Origin of the sequence: Sporosarcina sp. NCCP-2331, assembly GCF_023707945.1 — a bacterium.
Classification (GTDB): Bacteria; Bacillota; Bacilli; order Bacillales_A; family Planococcaceae; genus Sporosarcina; species Sporosarcina cascadiensis.
Genome location: NZ_BRCD01000030.1, coordinates 1 through 16,367, shown reverse-complemented (window position 1 = coordinate 16,367; position 16,367 = coordinate 1). Strand labels below are relative to the sequence as shown.

Annotated in this window: 16 protein-coding genes; 15 read left to right on the top strand and 1 reads right to left on the bottom strand. The window is 39.1% G+C overall.

The window, feature by feature from the left end; genetic code table 11:
- Positions 1-218: 218 nt before the first annotated feature.
- The 5 genes from NCCP2331_RS15175 (at position 219) to NCCP2331_RS15155 (ending at position 7,809) form a co-directional block, all read left to right on the top strand.
- Positions 219-1,970 carry a sigma-54-dependent Fis family transcriptional regulator gene (locus NCCP2331_RS15175; RefSeq protein WP_251671713.1) on the top strand — a complete coding sequence of 584 codons (1,752 nt, stop codon included), beginning with the start codon at positions 219-221 and terminating at the stop codon, positions 1,968-1,970.
- Between the two features lie 333 nt (positions 1,971-2,303).
- A complete protein-coding gene (dpaL, locus tag NCCP2331_RS15170; protein WP_251671712.1) occupies positions 2,304-3,530 on the top strand; it encodes a diaminopropionate ammonia-lyase in 1,227 nt (408 codons plus the stop codon).
- Positions 3,478-4,767, top strand: coding sequence for a YgeY family selenium metabolism-linked hydrolase (locus NCCP2331_RS15165; protein WP_251671711.1), 1,290 nt, complete (start codon positions 3,478-3,480; stop codon positions 4,765-4,767). The genes dpaL and NCCP2331_RS15165 overlap by 53 nt, the downstream gene beginning before the upstream one ends.
- Positions 4,760-6,361 (top strand): N-acyl-D-amino-acid deacylase family protein, encoded by a 1,602-nt coding sequence (locus tag NCCP2331_RS15160; protein WP_251671710.1) that lies wholly within the window; start codon positions 4,760-4,762, stop codon positions 6,359-6,361. The genes NCCP2331_RS15165 and NCCP2331_RS15160 overlap by 8 nt, the downstream gene beginning before the upstream one ends.
- 50 nt (positions 6,362-6,411) lie before the next feature.
- Positions 6,412-7,809 carry a sodium:solute symporter family transporter gene (locus NCCP2331_RS15155; RefSeq protein ID WP_153721757.1) on the top strand — a complete coding sequence of 466 codons (1,398 nt, stop codon included), beginning with the start codon at positions 6,412-6,414 and terminating at the stop codon, positions 7,807-7,809.
- Between the two features lie 158 nt (positions 7,810-7,967).
- On the opposite strand, the gene NCCP2331_RS15150 is transcribed toward NCCP2331_RS15155, so the two are convergent.
- On the bottom strand, positions 7,968-8,483 hold the full coding sequence (locus NCCP2331_RS15150; RefSeq protein ID WP_251671709.1) for a gamma carbonic anhydrase: 516 nt from the start codon (positions 8,481-8,483) through the stop codon (positions 7,968-7,970).
- Positions 8,484-8,599: 116 nt separating this feature from the next.
- On the opposite strand from NCCP2331_RS15150, the gene NCCP2331_RS15145 reads away from it, so the two are divergent.
- The 10 genes from NCCP2331_RS15145 to NCCP2331_RS15100 all read left to right on the top strand — a co-directional run.
- Positions 8,600-9,388 carry an alpha/beta fold hydrolase gene (locus NCCP2331_RS15145; RefSeq protein WP_251671708.1) on the top strand — a complete coding sequence of 263 codons (789 nt, stop codon included), beginning with the start codon at positions 8,600-8,602 and terminating at the stop codon, positions 9,386-9,388.
- A 30-nt stretch (positions 9,389-9,418) separates the two neighbouring features.
- Positions 9,419-9,796 (top strand): fluoride efflux transporter FluC, encoded by a 378-nt coding sequence (locus NCCP2331_RS15140; RefSeq protein ID WP_251671707.1) that lies wholly within the window; start codon positions 9,419-9,421, stop codon positions 9,794-9,796.
- On the top strand, positions 9,793-10,134 hold the full coding sequence (locus tag NCCP2331_RS15135) for a fluoride efflux transporter FluC (protein WP_251671706.1): 342 nt from the start codon (positions 9,793-9,795) through the stop codon (positions 10,132-10,134). The genes NCCP2331_RS15140 and NCCP2331_RS15135 overlap by 4 nt, the downstream gene beginning before the upstream one ends.
- Positions 10,135-10,152: 18 nt before the next feature.
- Positions 10,153-10,887: a thermonuclease family protein gene (locus NCCP2331_RS15130; protein WP_251671705.1), complete on the top strand. Its 735-nt coding sequence runs from the start codon at positions 10,153-10,155 to the stop codon at positions 10,885-10,887.
- A 350-nt stretch (positions 10,888-11,237) separates the two neighbouring features.
- Positions 11,238-12,590, top strand: a complete 1,353-nt coding sequence (locus NCCP2331_RS15125) for a sensor histidine kinase (RefSeq protein WP_251671704.1) — start codon at positions 11,238-11,240, stop codon at positions 12,588-12,590.
- A 20-nt stretch (positions 12,591-12,610) separates the two neighbouring features.
- Positions 12,611-13,285 carry a response regulator transcription factor gene (locus NCCP2331_RS15120; RefSeq protein ID WP_251671703.1) on the top strand — a complete coding sequence of 225 codons (675 nt, stop codon included), beginning with the start codon at positions 12,611-12,613 and terminating at the stop codon, positions 13,283-13,285.
- A gap of 10 nt (positions 13,286-13,295) precedes the next feature.
- On the top strand, positions 13,296-14,216 hold the full coding sequence (locus NCCP2331_RS15115) for a F510_1955 family glycosylhydrolase (protein WP_251671702.1): 921 nt from the start codon (positions 13,296-13,298) through the stop codon (positions 14,214-14,216).
- 19 nt (positions 14,217-14,235) lie between these two features.
- Entirely contained in the window at positions 14,236-14,970 is a 735-nt protein-coding gene (locus NCCP2331_RS15110) for an urease accessory protein UreH domain-containing protein (protein WP_251671701.1), read from the top strand.
- A 70-nt stretch (positions 14,971-15,040) separates the two neighbouring features.
- A complete protein-coding gene (locus NCCP2331_RS15105) occupies positions 15,041-15,751 on the top strand; it encodes a cytochrome c biogenesis CcdA family protein (RefSeq protein ID WP_251671700.1) in 711 nt (236 codons plus the stop codon).
- A gap of 210 nt (positions 15,752-15,961) precedes the next feature.
- The coding region (locus NCCP2331_RS15100) for a multicopper oxidase domain-containing protein (protein ID WP_251671699.1) at positions 15,962-16,367 on the top strand (406 nt) is incomplete at its 3' end.

Here is a 16,367-nt window from a genome sequence, read left to right as displayed (position 1 = left end):
CAATATTTTCATGCGAAGTGCTGGTTACACGCTATGTAATAATTATATGTCATTTAATATTGGATAATGGTAAGGGAAATAATTCGATGTAAATTATCTGCTATTAACTTTAGTTGCTTGTGGGAAATGAAAAACTATGTGATCATAAAATGATAATTTGTTATTGTTAAAGAGTGTGGTCTATTGAAAACGAGTAATTACAAGGTGGTAGATGACAAATGAATCTAATGGATATCCAATCAATTGTTCAAAGTATAGCAGAAGCTACCGCAGCAGTATTAAAAATTGAAGTTGAAATTGTGAATCATGAATTTATACGTATTGCATGTACAGGAGAAATGCAAGTGAACATATTGAAAAGATTGGAAGGTGACCTTGTTTACAAAGAAGTGTTTTACAAAGAAAAACCGATCATTATTAAGAATCCCGGATTTGAGGAAATATGCTCAAGCTGTATGTTCTTTAGGAATTGTATAGAAATGGGAGAAGTTAGCGTGCCCATTATGGTTCATGGTCAAGCAATAGGTGTAATAGGATTGCTGGCATTTAATAAAGAACAGCAAGATAGGTTATTCGAAAATATTGAAGGAATACTAACTTTTCTGGATAGAATGGCATATCTTCTGGCAAGTAAATTAGACCAATTTAATATGATGGACGAACTGGAAATGCATAATAAAAAAATGATTAAAATGTTAGACCTCGTACAAGAAGGTGTCTTAATAACTGAACCAAATACAAATATTATCGAGATTAATGAACAGGCCAAGAAGATATTAGGTATCACTGAAAATAATCCACAGCCTGAATATGTAACAAGATTCATTGAAAAGGTATTAAATATTGAAATTGTAGAACATCAAACTTTTGAATTGCATCATCAATTATTTCAAAAATCACTTATTGTTACTAAAAAAGAAATATTGGGTAAAAACCAATCAAAGGAAACATTGCTGACCATAGTCGACGTGGAAAGAATTCAGGATATGGCCGAGAAAGTCAGCGAAGAACAGATGAAATCACTTCAACATATTGTAGGATCCAGTAAGCAAATTAATGAAGTGAAAGCTTATGCATTCCGAGCCTCTCAGTCAAAATCCACAATAATGATTCAGGGAGAGAGCGGGACTGGAAAAGAAGTGTTTGCTAAGGCAATTCACCAAGTCAGTAAGCGCAAAGGAAATATGTTTATAGCAGTAAACTGTGGTGCCATCCCTGAGAATTTACTTGAGAGTGAACTATTTGGATATGAAAAAGGAGCTTTTACTGGTGCAAGTAATATTGGGAAAGTAGGAAAGTTTGAACTGGCTAATGGTGGAACAATTTTTCTTGATGAAATAGGAGAAATGCCGTTACATTTACAAGTTAAGCTATTAAGAGTCCTACAAGAAAATGAAATTGAACGGGTCGGCGGAAATAAAATAATTCCAATCGATGTACGAATTATCGCAGCCACTAACCGCGAACTCAGTGAGTTGATTAATGAAGGCCTTTTTCGGGAAGATTTGTATTTCCGTTTAAATGTCATACCTATGAGCATACCTCCTTTAAGAAGTCGGCCAGAAGATATTGTATCCTTATGTGACTACTTTGTAAGTGAATATAATGAGATATTTAATGCGAATGTTCTAGGTTTCTCAAAAAATGTTATGGATAAGTTGCTTCAATACCCCTGGAAGGGAAATGTTCGCGAATTAAAGAACTTTGTAGAATACCTATTTAACTTTATACAAAATGGGTATATTACTTTAGAAAACGCTGGAAACCTAATAGATAATAAATTAATTTTGAAAAATTTAAATGAGGTCCCAAATATTTTCTCGTTAGAAATATTAGAAAGAGACCATATTAAAAAAACGGTTGAGTTTGTAAAGAAAAACAATCAAAATATCGAAGATGCGGCGATGTTATTAGGAATTAGCCGTGCGACATTGTTTAGAAAACTAAAAAAGTATCACAATGATATTTAGTATCATTGTGATACTTTTTTAGTTTAAGTTACAGCAGTAATTGATCTAGTCACATAACACGTTTTGAAAGTATCAATTAGATACTTTTCGTTTTACTATTTAATTATCATTATCTCACAAAGTCTGTTTAAATCAGTGTTTTAGAAGTTGGCATGGAAGTTGCAATAGTAATAGGCAGAGAGAAAAAATCAGAATTGTAATATTGTCTGATATAACAATCAGTCATTTTTTTCTCATATATATTTCATCTTCATATCTTTACATTGATACATAAGAAGGGAGAGAGTTGTGTGAAAGCAAAGTTATACCGTAAAGAAACAGGGGGATATCGACATGACAAAAAATGAAAAGCAATTAAAATGGGTGAAGAATAACTTCCAACATAAAAACTTTAAAGATAATGATCTTAAAAACTTTGATAAGGAGAATGTAAGAGAAATATTGAACTTTCAAAAGACCCATCCATCTTATACACACACACCATTATATAGCTTGGCTCACTTGGCAGATCATTTGCAAATTTCAATATTGATGGCCAAAGATGAGTCTCAGCGATTTGGTCTAAATGCATTTAAAGTGCTGGGTGGGATTTACGCGATGGCTAAATATATTGCCAATCAGTTGGGTGAAGAAATTGAAGATTTATCTTTTGAGAAATTAAAGGACCCTTCTGTTAAAGAAAGACTGGGGGATGTGACATTTATATCTGCAACTGATGGGAATCACGGTAGAGGGGTGGCCTGGGCAGCAAGGGAGCTCGGTTTCAAATCTGTTATCTACATGCCGAAAGGTTCCTCTGCACAACGTTTGGAAGCGATTCGCAATGAAGGAGCTTTAGCAGAAATCCAAGATGTCAATTATGATGATACTGTTAGAATATGTGCCAGACTGGCAGAGAAAAATGGCTGGGTAATGGTGCAAGATACTGCATGGGAAGGATATGAAGAGATTCCTTTATGGATTATGCAAGGATACTCCTCAATAGCTTATGAAATTGTGGAACAATGGAACGAGACAACGGATCTTCCTCCTACCCACCTGTTCTTGCAGGCAGGTGTCGGTTCATTTGCAGCGGGAATTGCAGGATATTTTTTAAAAAACTATGGGGAGCAGGCACCTAAGATTGTCATAGTTGAACCTGATCAAGCCGACTGCTTTTATCAATCTTTCATTACCGATAATGGTGAAAGAACATTTGTAAGCGGATTGATGGCTACGGAGATGGCGGGATTAGCCTGTGGAGAACCAAATACGGAAGCATTTAAGCTTCTAAGAGGCAGCGCAGCAGGAGTACTATCCTGTGATGACTCTATCGCAACGACAGGCATGAGAGTATATGGAAATCCACTAAAGAGTGATCCGCGCGTAATTTCAGGAGAGTCGGGTTCCGTAACTTTAGGTGCCGTCTATTATCTGAAGAAATTCATGAAGAATCACTCTATAACTGCCGAATTAGAGTTAAACGACGAATCTCGCGTTTTGGTAATCAACACTGAAGGTGATACGGATGAGGAAAACTATAGAAAAATCGTCTGGGATGGTTTTTTACCGGTTCAATGAAAAAATTAAAAATAAAGGAGATATGATTATGTTGGCAAAAGAACGTTCTGAAGAAGTTGTGCAATTATGTAGTTCACTTGTTAAGATTCCGAGTCTGTCTGGAGAAGAGCGAAAAGTAGCCGAATATATAAAGCAGTATGCAGAAAAAATTGGTTTTGATCAGGTACAAATAGATGAACTAGGTAACGTCGCAGCAATTATTAATGGACATTCAGATGGTCCAACGATTGTTTTGGATGGTCATATAGATACCGTGCCCGTTCAAGAAAGTAATTGGGATGAAGATCCTTTCAGTGGAAGTATTCACGACGGAAAAATATTCGGCCGCGGGACTTCCGACATGAAAGGAGCAGTCAGCGCCATGTTATTAGCTGCCTCCTATTACGCTAGAGACTGCGACAAAAATTTTCCTGGGAAAGTAGTTGTGTCCTGCAGTGTCCATGAAGAATGTTTTGAAGGGGTGGCTACCCGTAATGTAAGCGCTCAATTCAAACCCGATTATGTCGTGATTGGGGAAGCGACCAATCTGCAACTCAATAATGGACAGCGTGGCAGAGCGGAAATTCTTCTGGAAACTTTCGGAAAGCCGGCCCATTCCTCGAACCCTGAAGCCGGCATAAATGCTGTGAATAAGATGGTTACTTTGCTATCTAAAATTCAGAAATTAGAGGTAAGCGATCATCCTGTTCTTGGAAAAGGTATTTTAGAATTGACTGATATTATTTCCTCCCCATACCCTGGAGCGTCAGTAATTCCATCTCGCACAAGCGTCACTTTCGATCGCAGACTGTTAGTTAATGAAACTCGTGAGAGCGTACTTCGGCCTATTGAAGAGTTAATTGATGAGTCCATGAAAGAAGATCCCGAACTGAAAGCCAAAGTTTCCTTCTCGAGTGGAAATGAAAGCTGTTACACAGGAAGTGTAATTGAAGCGGAAAGATTTTTCCCAGCCTGGTTATTTGATAAAGATGAACCGTTTATCCATGATACATTTGAAAATCTCAAGAAAGTGCTTCCTGAAACAGCTATATCGCATTATTCTTTCTGTACAAACGGCAGTCACTTTGCAGGCGAAGCGAATATTCCAACACTAGGGTTTGGACCATCTTTAGAAAAACTGGCACATATCGATAATGAATACATTGAAATTGGGCAACTGGAGAAAGCGGTTACTGGATATATGTCGATAATTGGAACTTTAATTAACTTAAAAGATAAGGGGAATGCACATGTTTGATTTACTTATTAAAAACGGACGAATTGTTGATGGAACCGGATCACCTTGGTACTATGCGGATCTAGCAGTGACAAATGGAAAGATAGAAGCAATTGGACTGTTGAACGACCAAAAGGCGAAAAGAGTAATTGATGCTAAGAACCATGTTGTTTCTCCGGGTTTTATCGATATGCATACACACTCTGATCTTGTCATTCTGGATGAACCCTTGATTGAAGCAAAAGTTCGACAAGGAATTACTACAGATTTATTGGGTCAAGATGGCATTGCAGCAGCACCGCTGCCTCCTGATTTTATATCTACTTGGCAGAAAAACTTAGCAGGTCTTAACGGCACTCCTCCAATAGAATGGGATTGGGAGACACTTGGCGACTATATAGAAAAGATTAAAAAGAATAAACCAAGTTATAACTTAGCCGTTTTAGCACCGCACGGGAATATCCGGATGGAAGTAATGGGGTTAGCAAATCGAGCGGCAACAGATGAGGAGATTAAGCAAATGGTTACAGTTCTGCGACGTTCTTTGAATGAAGGAGCGGTGGGAATGTCAACAGGCTTAATATATCTGCCTTGCTGCTTTGCTGAAATGAATGAACTGGAAGCTTTGTGTGAAGTGTTGGGAGAATATGGCGCACCTTTAGTTATTCACCAGCGCAGTGAAGGTGACGAGATATTAGAGTCAATGGATGAACTGATCAGCATGATGAAAAGATGTGGTGCTCATTTGCATATTTCCCACCTAAAAAACTGTGGCAGAGATAACTGGCATAAGACAGAAAAAGTACTTGAAAAAATCGATAAGGCCCGTGAAAGTGGATTAGAAGTAACATTTGACCAATACCCTTATATTGCAGGAAGTACCATGTTCAGCGCAATCCTACCTCCGTGGGCACATGACGGTGGAACAGAAGAGATGCTGAAACGACTAGAGGATGAAGAATTGCGTGGGAAAATTATTACTGAAATGAAGTCAGCCCTAAAAGGTTGGGACAGCATGTCTAAGTGGGCTGGCTGGGATGGAATTATCATTACTTCAGTAGAATCGGAAGAAAAGGCTTATTGTGTCGGTAAAACCGTTACGGAAATCGCCGGAATTGATGGTAAGAGCGAAGGAGAGACCGCTTTAGATTTAATTCACCATGAAAAGAACGGTGTCGGTATGATCGACTTTGTAATGAATGAAGAATCGGTCAAGCGTATTGTGGCCCATCCAGCAGGAACAGTAGGATCTGACGGACTGCTGGGTGGTGAACCGCATCCTCGAGCATATGGTTCCTTCCCTCGTATTCTTGGAAAATATGTTCGTGAAGAAAAGGTAACCACACTCGAAGATATGATTCGCCGAATGACGTCTCAGCCTGCGCGAATTATTGGATTGCAAGACCGCGGCATTTTAAGAGAGGGTATGGCTGCTGACATAGTAGTTTTTGATCCAGAGACAATCATAGACCAGGCTACTTTTGAAAATCCTCGTCAATTTAATATCGGTATAGATTATGTAATCGTAAACGGTGATGTCGTTATTGAAGGGGAAGATGCGTATCGTACTCCTTCAGGTAAGGTCTTTACTCGGGAATATATAAACAATCACTAACTCATACATGAGGCATCTAAATACCAAAAGCATAAGACAGGGGGATAGATATGACAATTATTTGGAGTATTATAATAGTCTACATGCTGGCAATGGTTGGAATCGGTTTTTATGCAAAAACAAAAATTAAAGATAGTGCAGACTATCATTTAGCAGGTAGAAGATTAGGACCAATCATGCTTGCTGGAACATTAGCAGCCACTGAAATTGGTGGCGGAAGTTCTGTAGGAGTGGCCTCCAAAGCCTACGGCGAATGGGGTCTTTCTGCGGGATGGTATGTAGTATCTGCAGGTATAGCGATAATTTTAGTTTCCTTTGTAGCACCATTTATGAGAAGGGCTATGGCTACAACAGTTCCAGAAGTAATCGGTCGAAGATATGGAAAGTCAAGCCAATTAATAGCAAGCATATTGTCAATAGTTGCTTCCTCAGCACTGACTGCAGTACAGATTACTGCAACCGCTTCCATAGTCCATGTGTTGACTGGTTTTGATTTAAAGCTGGCTATTATAATTTCAGGAGCTATTGTTGTTTTCTATACGTTTTTGGGTGGCATGTGGAGTGTCACATTAACCGATTTTGTACAGTTCTTCATAATTGTAATTGGATTTGCTATAGCGGTACCTTTTGCTTTATCTAATGCAGGGGGAATGGAGCATGTTATTAGTCAAATTCCAAAAGAACAATTAGGTTTCACAAAAATCGGTTGGGGTACGATACTTGGATTCATCGTTTTATACTTTATGACCTTTTCCACGGGTCAAGAAGCCGTTCAACGTTACTATGCTGCTAAAGATGAAAAAACTGCAATATGGGGTTCCATAATGTGTGGTGGATTGATGACGTTATATGCATTTATTCCAGCGGTACTTGGATTAATTGCATTAGCTGCATTCCCAAACATCGAAGAAAATAGTGCATTGGCAACAGTATCAGTTGAATTATTACCCCCTGTTATTGCTGGAATACTTCTCTCGGGTGTCATATCGGCTACACTTTCTAGTGCTTCAGGGAATTTGCTTGCAGTGGCTTCAGTCTATATTAAAGATGTGCACACCAATATTTTCAAAAAGGAATTAGAAGATCAAGCTGAATTGAAAGCATCTCGTTTAATAGTCGTTATAACAGGTGTCGGCGCAATTGGTATATCTCTCTTTAGCCAACAAATAATTCCGCTTCTTGTATTTGCATTTACAATTCGTTCAACAGGTCCATTTGCTGCATACTTACTAGGATTGCTCGTTGAAAGAGTTACAAAAAATGCAGGCCTGGCGTCTATAATTGTAGGTACTGTTGTAGGAATTACTTGGGAAATACTAGAGAATCCATTTGGTATTATGGCTGTAATCATGGGAAGTTCAGCTAGTTTAATTACTTTCTTAGTAGTTAACCAAATCGAATTACGGCGTGGCGTAGACATTGCTCCAACAGCTTATCCAAAAGAATAAAATACATTTATCCATACTAACTTTTTAAAAGATACTCAGTTTATGGGATTGAGAAGCAAAGCCTCCATATAGCATCCATCCGAAATGTCGAAGTAAAGCAATTGAACAAACAACCAAAAATAAGCACCCCTTCCAAAAAGGAGCGGGTGCATTCTTCATTATTCATCTTGCAATGCCTTATACAACTGGCCTTTACGTGCATACTCGTTCACAATACGAGTCATGTCGACTCTGTCCTCATCTGTCAATTCGCGGACGACCCGCGCAGGTGAACCAAGTGCGAGCGTGTTGGGCGGAATTTTTTTACCTGGTGTCACCAGGCTGCCAGCGCCAATAAAAGCTCCTTCGCCGACTTCCGCACCGTCGAGCACGGTCGCGCCCATGCCGACGAGTGCTCCTTTTTTGATCGTACAACTGTGCAGCATCACTTTGTGACCAATCGTCACTTCGTCTTCCAAGATCAATGGGAACCGCGGGCTTTGATGAAGGCAGCAAAAATCCTGCACATTCACTTTTCGTCCGATAATTGTGGGAGATACATCCCCGCGTATAACCGTATTGAACCAAATAGTCGACTCGGGTCCGATCGTGACATCTCCTGTAATCGTGACATAATCCGCGATATATACGGACGGGTCAATCTCCGGCATTTTTCCTTCATAAGGATATATCAATTCAAATCTCCTCTTTCCCTAAAAAATCATGTATAATTTATCCTATCAAACATTTGGTTTTTCCGAAAGAAAAGAAGGGCATTCCATATAATAAGAAAGCTAAGGGAGTGATGTCCATGTGGAAATGGGAAGCTGAAGGACAGCCGAAAGCAACAGTGGTCATTGTCCATAATGCCTATGAGCATCATCGCCGGTACGCTTGGCTCATTCAGCAATTGAGAAGCGACGGCTTTCATGTGGTAACAGGAGATTTACCCGGCCATGGCAAAGAAGGAGTGAAAGTTCACTCAGAAACATTTAAAGACTATCGCCGGTTCATCAAACAATTGATTCAGACGGGCTTGGATGACAGCTTGCCGGTATTTTTATACGGACATGGTTTAGGTGCAACATTTTTGCTTAGACTTTTGCAGATCGAACAAGTGGAATGTGCAGGTGTCATCTGTTCCTCACCTTGGCTTCATTTGGAGCACCATCCTCCGTTGCTTGCGAAAATGTGGACGAAGCTGGCTCATTCAATGAAGCTGAATCACGAAATTACGCCTGATCTGCTGTCACGAAATGAAGATTTTTTGGAACAGTATGAGGAGGATTCCCTGTATGTGCCGCTTATTACAGCGGGCTGGTACCGAGAATTGGAATTACTGATGAAAAACGTGGTTCAAAGGGATGCCGTTGTGCAAGACCTGCCATTTCTGCTGCATACAGGAGAAGCGGATGTCATTACAGATCCTGTTTATTCACGCAAATGGGTTCAAGCGCAAAATCTTTCCGAACTTCAATATAAAAATTGGAAAGAACTGTATCATGATGTGATGCAAGAGACGGAACGAGAAGAAGTCTATGCGTATACACGTTCCTTTATGTTCAATGTGCTGCGTTCATTAGGCTATGTGATTGACTGAAAAGAAGATCGTCAGCAGGGGTGTGAACAGATGAGAGAAAGACTGTTTATAGGAACAGCGGGTGCGGCCGGAGCAGTTGTCCGTTTGCTTGTGGGTCAGTTGATTTCGAATGGCAGTGGTTTCCCTTTGGCAACCTTTGCTGTCAATATGGCCGGCACACTGATGCTCTGTTTTCTGGCAGAGCAGGCCAGGCTTGGCGGACGTCTATCTCCCATTATGATGACCGCCGTGACAGTCGGATTTCTCGGTGCATTTACCACATTTTCCGCAGTCAGCTTGGAAACTGTTACGATGCTGAACGAGGGCTTTTTCCTTATCGCAGGAGTTTATATATCAGCAAGCTTGCTTGGTGGACTAATGATGGCTGCGCTTGGTTTTACATTGGCCAGAAAGGTGGCGGCTAAATGATCTGGCAGATCCTTGCAGTGAGCTGCGGCGGGTTTCTTGGCGTACTGCTTCGGTTTGAAGTATCAAGACTATTGAATAAAAAAGTCCTTCCATTCGGCACGTTGCTCGTCAACAGTGTTGGAAGTTTTTTTATTGGCTGGATTGTAGGCATGGAGCTGTCGCTGCCATGGACGCTGTTTTGGGCGACGGGTGTGGCGGGAGCTTTGACGACATACTCTACACTGATGAAAGAGATTTGGACATATTGGACAGAAGAACAAAAGGGACGTGCAGTCGGCTATACACTGCTGACGTTTGGACTTGGCCTCAGCCTTGCGTTCATTGGCTGGAGTCTGTAGAAAAGAGGGTTTGAAGTGATGAGTAATAGAAAGAAAGATATGAAACCGAAAAAGTGGATTAGTTCATTTCTAATTGCGCTGGCTATTGCCGTTCTTGCATTTTATTACCCAGAATTAATGGGTGAAGAGGATAAGGGACCGAGTCGCGACGGGTTAATTCCTGTTGAGTTGGTCAAGACGATTGACGGCGATACAATTAAGATCATATATGAAGGAAAAGAACAAAATGTCCGGTATTTATTGATCGACACTCCGGAAACAAATCATCCGCGTCTCGGCAAACAACCATTTGGGCAGGAAGCGAAAGTGCGCAACCAAGAGCTTTTGCAGAAAGGCCAACTGGAAATTGAATTCGATATCGGTGAGAAGTATGATAAATACGGCAGACTGCTCGCCTATATTTACATAGATGGAAAAAGTGTGCAGGAACAGCTATTGAAAGAAGGTTTGGCACGGGTTGCTTATGTCTATCCGCCGAACACCCGCTATTTAGATGAGTTTGAGAAGGCTGAAAAACAGGCGGAAAAATCTGGCATCGGGATTTGGACATTGGAAGACTATGCAACGGACCGAGGATTTGACAGCGAAAAGCATACAGTCGATGAAACGAAACAGCAGCCTGTCTCCGGCAAGGCAGAGAATTTCAAAAATTGTACCGAGCTGAAAAAGAAATACCCGGATGGTGTGAAAAAAGGGCATCCCGCTTATGCGAATCATCTCGATCGCAATCAGGATGAGTGGGCATGTGAATGACTGAGTCAGTTTAATCTCAAAAGATGTGGTAGGGCTTACCAGTAAAGATGCAGTTTTGTATCTTTGTTGGTAAGCCCTATTTAATTAAGTGTCGGAAAAGTCATTTCATAAAGACCGAGAAAAGCTTGGACTTTAAAACTGACCCTATGATATTAAGCGCTAATAATTGAATTGCAAGGTTTTTATATACCACATACCGTCGACTTATCACTTATCATATTATACTAAATGACTGCAAAAAAATTTGGAGTCATAAAGCTGTCAAATGTTTATTTCGTTCATCTCTATCTGCATATTTACTTCATATTTATTCTTTATAATAAAATTAGCGAAAGAGAGGGAAGGTTTAATTGAACAAGATCTCTACAAAATTAACCTTATATTTTTTTATATCTGTTCTTATAATGGAAACTTCCCTGATGCTCTATCTCCATCAAAGTATCATTCATTCTAGGATTGACGAAGAGTTTTCCCAATTGATGGCCAGCGGGTCCAATCATCGGGACGTGTTAAGCGAGTATTACTCCGATATCACAATAAAACATATTGTACTAATGGAGAAAAACAGGGATCGAGAGGTTATTATTACAGATAGTCAAGGTAGTATTATCCAAAGCTCTAAAAAAGGTGTTGCTAAATATCTTACAGAAATAAAAAGGTTGGATTCAAGGAAAGACCAAGTTATAGTTTCCGATTGGGAAAAGTCACCTTATATAATTAGTGCCCATCCATATCAAGTGAATGGTCAACATTCGGGTTTTGTCATTATGTTTCAAGGAACCGAACCTCTGGAGCAATTAGTTTCGAAACTGAATCTGCATTTTGGCTTGGCAGGAGTGACAAGTGTAATTGCATTGTTCATCATATATGCGTTCCTTTCCAAATTTCTCACCCGTCCATTAATACGAATGAAAGAAGCGACTGAGAAATTGAGTAAAGGCGATTTTAATGTTAGCCTGCCGTTTATAAGCAAAGACGAGCTTGGTGAATTATCAGTATCCATCCAAAAGTTAGCGAATGATTTAGAGCGGTTAAAAGGTGAACGTAATGAATTCCTTGCTTCAGTAGCCCATGAATTAAGTACACCTTTGACTTATTTGATTGGTTATTCAAAGGTGGCAATGAGACCGGAAGTTGATGAAAAAGAGCGCAAATATTACCTTGAGATCATCAAAGAAGAATCAAACAGGATGAAAGATTTGGTTAAAAATCTATTGGACCTCGCTAAAATGGATGAAAATACTTTCACCGTTACGAAAAGTTCCTTTTTTGTGCGTCCGTTCTTTGATGAAGTCTGTACACTCGTTCAACCTTCATTTGAATTAAAAAATGTCACACTAGACTTTATATGCAACGAGAACTTTGAATTATACGCCGATCCTTTACGGTTAGAACAAATTGTATTAAATTTACTGGATAATGCATTGAAATATTCATATGAAAATTCAAAGATTACCTTAAAGGTGTGTAAAGTCGGCGACAAAACTAGCATCACGGTAACAGACGCAGGATTAGGAATACCGGCTGAAGAGTTGGAATTTATTTTTGAGAAATTGTATCGAATAGAAAAGTCAAGATCACGAACATTTGGCGGTTCGGGGATAGGACTTGCAATTGTTAAGGAACTTGTTGAGGCCCACGGTGGAACAGTGGAAGTCCAAAGCATCATAGGACTTGGCAGCAGCTTTACAATTAATATTTAATAGAAAGGAACAAAAGCGATATGCGGAAAATCTTACTAGTTGATGATGAACAAAGGATGTTGAATCTAATTGAGTTATTCATGGTTCCGCACGGCTTTAAATGTATAAAAGAAACCAGTGGTGAGAGGGCCTTACAAATAATCAGCAAAGAAGAAATCGATCTTGTGCTTTTAGATGTAATGATGCCGGAAATGGATGGTTGGGAAGTTTGCAAGAAAATTCGTGAATTCTCCGATATTCCGATTATTATGCTTACAGCCAGAACAGGTAAGCCCGATTTAGTAAAGGGTTTAGATACAGGGGCAGACGATTATATCACTAAACCTTTCGACGAAAGAGAGTTAACTGCGAGAGTGAATGCGCTCTTGCGCCGTGTTCCTAAATCTGAAGAAACTGTGATGATCACAAATGGCGACTTTACACTTGATCGAGAAACCTATTCGTTACAATATGAAAGTCTGAAGGTTCATTTAACCCTTAAGGAATATTATATTATCGAGTCTTTAATTACACGTCCCAATAAGACCTTTACTAGGGACGAGTTACTACAAGCAGCATGGGAATACGACACATACACAGATATAAGAACGATAGACTCACATGTAAGGAATTTGAGAGATAAACTAAAAACCACAGGATTTCCGATTGAAGACTTTCTGAAGACAGTATGGGGCATCGGGTATAAATGGAGTTAGGAGAATTATAATGTTAAAACAAGTTAAGCTCTTCTTAGGATTATTTTCAATAATTATGATTGTTTCAGCGTGTAATAAAGCAAGTGAGTCATATTCTTTTAAAGAAGTGGAAAATGATAGATTTGAACACTTACACGGGCTGGGATATATAAATGGGGGACCAGAGTTTGTCATTTCAACGCATGATGGTCTCTATGAATATGGCAATAGTGAATGGAAAGAAGCGAGCAGCGAAAAACATGATTATATGGGATTTCAAGCAATTCGTGAAGGTTTCTTCTCAAGTGGTCACCCAGAACCAGAATCCGATTATAAAAATCCACTTGGCTTAATAAAGAGTATTGATCGAGGTGCCAGTTTTGAGAAATTAGCTTTCTATGGGGAAATTGATTTTCATTACCTTGGCGCAGGTTACGATTCAAACGCTGTCTATGTATTGAATGAGATGCCAAATGACGAGATTTCAGGTGGACTTTATTATACCTTGGATGAAGGTACATCGTGGACTGATGCTTCTATGAATGGATATAGCTCCGACTCTATTTCTAACCTGGCAGTACACCCAAAACAAGAAGAAATTATAGCAATCGGAAGTAAAAATGGGATCTATCTATCGAAAGATTATGGCGAAAACTTTACACTTATTAACGATAAAGGAATGGTGATTTATGTAACTTTGACTGAAGATGGAGGATACTACACTAGTTATGACAATGAAACAGTAGAACTTAAATCTTTTTCAATAGAAACTGATCAAGAAGTCGATATACCATTGCCGGATGAGAAAATGGACCCAATTGCTTTCATAGCCTTTAACCCGGAAAACAAAAAAGAAATTGTAATTGCGACGAATGATAACACGATTTACTTAACAAAAGACGAAGGCCTCAATTGGAACAGGATCGCGCATAACGGAAAACTAGCAAAATAACTAACTGGCGGTGTCTAGAATGTATGAATTGATGTCTAAAATCAGTGTAATAATCACTGAGCCAGTTACAGTTCTGCTCAACTCCTATGAGAACTATCCATTGATAGCAGCATTTCTTTTGGGACTGGTAGGTGCTGTAGCGCCCTGCCAGCTTACCGGCAATATGAGTGCTATCACATTATACGGGAATCGCACAATTCAAATGAAAAGTAATATGGGTGAAGTCAGCTTCTTCATTGCAGGGAAAGTGGTGGTATTTGGCATAATTGGACTATTAACGTGGTTTTTTGGAGAATCCTTTGAGTCATCACTTACTGGATATTTCCCCTTAATTCGAAAAGTTATAGGTCCGGTAATTATTATAACAGGGCTTGTATTATTGGGCATACTTAAGCTAAGTCTCTTGCAACGTATAACAAAACGTATTCCTATCCGGATGAAGGATGGAAAGCTCGGTTCTTTTTTATTAGGAGCAAGTTTTTCCTTAGCCTTTTGCCCAACTATGTTCGTGCTATTTTTCTTATGGTTAATGCCTATGGTCATCACAACATCATATGGTTTTGTTTTACCTATAGTTTTTGGCATAGCCACTTCGTTGCCGCTTATTCTTTTATTTTTTTTAATCTGGTTCTTTGATGCCAAGCGGCTAGTGATGAAAAAAAGTATGCGGGCAGGCAGAATGGTGCAAATTTTAGCAGGTGTTTTACTTGTTATAATAGGGATTATTGATACGTTTACGTATTGGAGTATATAGTCACAAATATATCAAGGGATCTTAGAGTGGGTTTTATATTACTTAAAGCATACAAAAAGGAGCAAAATAGTTGGCAACTGATTTAAATCTATTTATTGCGTTTGGCGCAGGATTTCTCAATTTCATATCACCTTGTGCATTACCTTTGTATCCTGCGTTCATCTCCTACATAACGGGAATGTCGCTTGATGAGCTTACATCAGATAAAAAGCGGTTTAGCAGAAGCGGAATTCTTCATACGATCTTTTTTCTGATGGGGTTTTCAGTTATCTTTATTTTTTTAGGATATAGTTCATCGCTTGTTGGTACATTTTTTTATCAATATCAAGATTTACTTCGACAAGTTGGTGCCATTTTCATTGTCATTTTCGGTCTTATGATTCTAGGATTCTTTACACCCAAATTTCTCATGCAAGAGAAGAAAATGCAATTCAAGAATCGTCCGACAGGCTATTTGGGTACATTTCTGATAGGTCTGGCCTTTGCGGCTGGATGGACGCCGTGTACCGGACCGATTACAGGTGCAGTGTTTATGATGGCTTCACAAAATCCAGGATCAGGAATTGGTTATATGGGAGCTTATGTCCTTGGATTTGCAATCCCGTTTTTCATCTTGTCGTTATTCATTACTCGTATTACTTGGATTCAAAAACATAATCATATCATTACGAAAATCGGCGGATACTTCATGATTGCCCTAGGCATGCTGCTCTTCTTCGATGGCATGACATACATCATCATTTGGTTAAGCCCATTTTTTGGTGGTTTTATGGGGTTCTGAGTTGCTAATTAAATAGACTTTTCTATTTTGCCCGCCATAACTGGTGGGTGTTTTTTTTTAACATCAGAAATCGCTAAAGAAAATTTAAAAGTACAATATCAGTAAGAACTATCATCCCCGTAAAAATATCAACAATTAATATGCATATATTTTTCATAATTTCTTGATAAACTTAAAAAGGAGAAATGAAGCAGAGAGGGGACATTATAGATGGAAGCAAAGATAAAAATTGCTGCAATTGCGATTAGTATAGTAATTATTAGCGGATGCAGCAATGATAATTCAAAAACAAGTGAGGAAATTGATCAGTCAACAATGAATCAAGCCATGGGGGAAATGAATCATTCGAACATGATGCCTGACATGATGGAGGGGCATATGAGTCATGATCAGGTTATTAGATTAAATGATTCAACGGGAGAAAATGAATTGAAGATCCCCGCGGTACTAGAGAAGGATAAGGGAGAGGGAATTGTATACACCGTTCGAGCACAAAAAGGGAAAACTGAAATATTCGATGGAACAGAATCTGTAACGTATGGATACAATGGTCCGTTTTTAGGTCCTATGCTTCGTTTTGAAAAAGGAGATACCGTTAAGATCAAAACGATTAATG

Excerpts from the sequence above, each read along its gene's own strand:
- NCCP2331_RS15175 (WP_251671713.1), top strand. The coding sequence starts at position 219 with ATGAATCTAATGGATATCCAATCAATTGTTCAAAGTATAGCAGAAGCT.
- dpaL (WP_251671712.1), top strand. The coding sequence starts at position 2,304 with ATGACAAAAAATGAAAAGCAATTAAAATGGGTGAAGAATAACTTCCAA.
- NCCP2331_RS15165 (WP_251671711.1), top strand. The coding sequence starts at position 3,478 with ATGAGGAAAACTATAGAAAAATCGTCTGGGATGGTTTTTTACCGGTTC.
- NCCP2331_RS15160 (WP_251671710.1), top strand. The coding sequence starts at position 4,760 with ATGTTTGATTTACTTATTAAAAACGGACGAATTGTTGATGGAACCGGA.
- NCCP2331_RS15155 (WP_153721757.1), top strand. The coding sequence starts at position 6,412 with ATGACAATTATTTGGAGTATTATAATAGTCTACATGCTGGCAATGGTT.
- NCCP2331_RS15145 (WP_251671708.1), top strand. The coding sequence starts at position 8,600 with ATGTGGAAATGGGAAGCTGAAGGACAGCCGAAAGCAACAGTGGTCATT.
- NCCP2331_RS15140 (WP_251671707.1), top strand. The coding sequence starts at position 9,419 with ATGAGAGAAAGACTGTTTATAGGAACAGCGGGTGCGGCCGGAGCAGTT.
- NCCP2331_RS15135 (WP_251671706.1), top strand. The coding sequence starts at position 9,793 with ATGATCTGGCAGATCCTTGCAGTGAGCTGCGGCGGGTTTCTTGGCGTA.
- NCCP2331_RS15130 (WP_251671705.1), top strand. The coding sequence starts at position 10,153 with ATGAGTAATAGAAAGAAAGATATGAAACCGAAAAAGTGGATTAGTTCA.
- NCCP2331_RS15120 (WP_251671703.1), top strand. The coding sequence starts at position 12,611 with ATGCGGAAAATCTTACTAGTTGATGATGAACAAAGGATGTTGAATCTA.
- NCCP2331_RS15115 (WP_251671702.1), top strand. The coding sequence starts at position 13,296 with ATGTTAAAACAAGTTAAGCTCTTCTTAGGATTATTTTCAATAATTATG.
- NCCP2331_RS15110 (WP_251671701.1), top strand. The coding sequence starts at position 14,236 with ATGTATGAATTGATGTCTAAAATCAGTGTAATAATCACTGAGCCAGTT.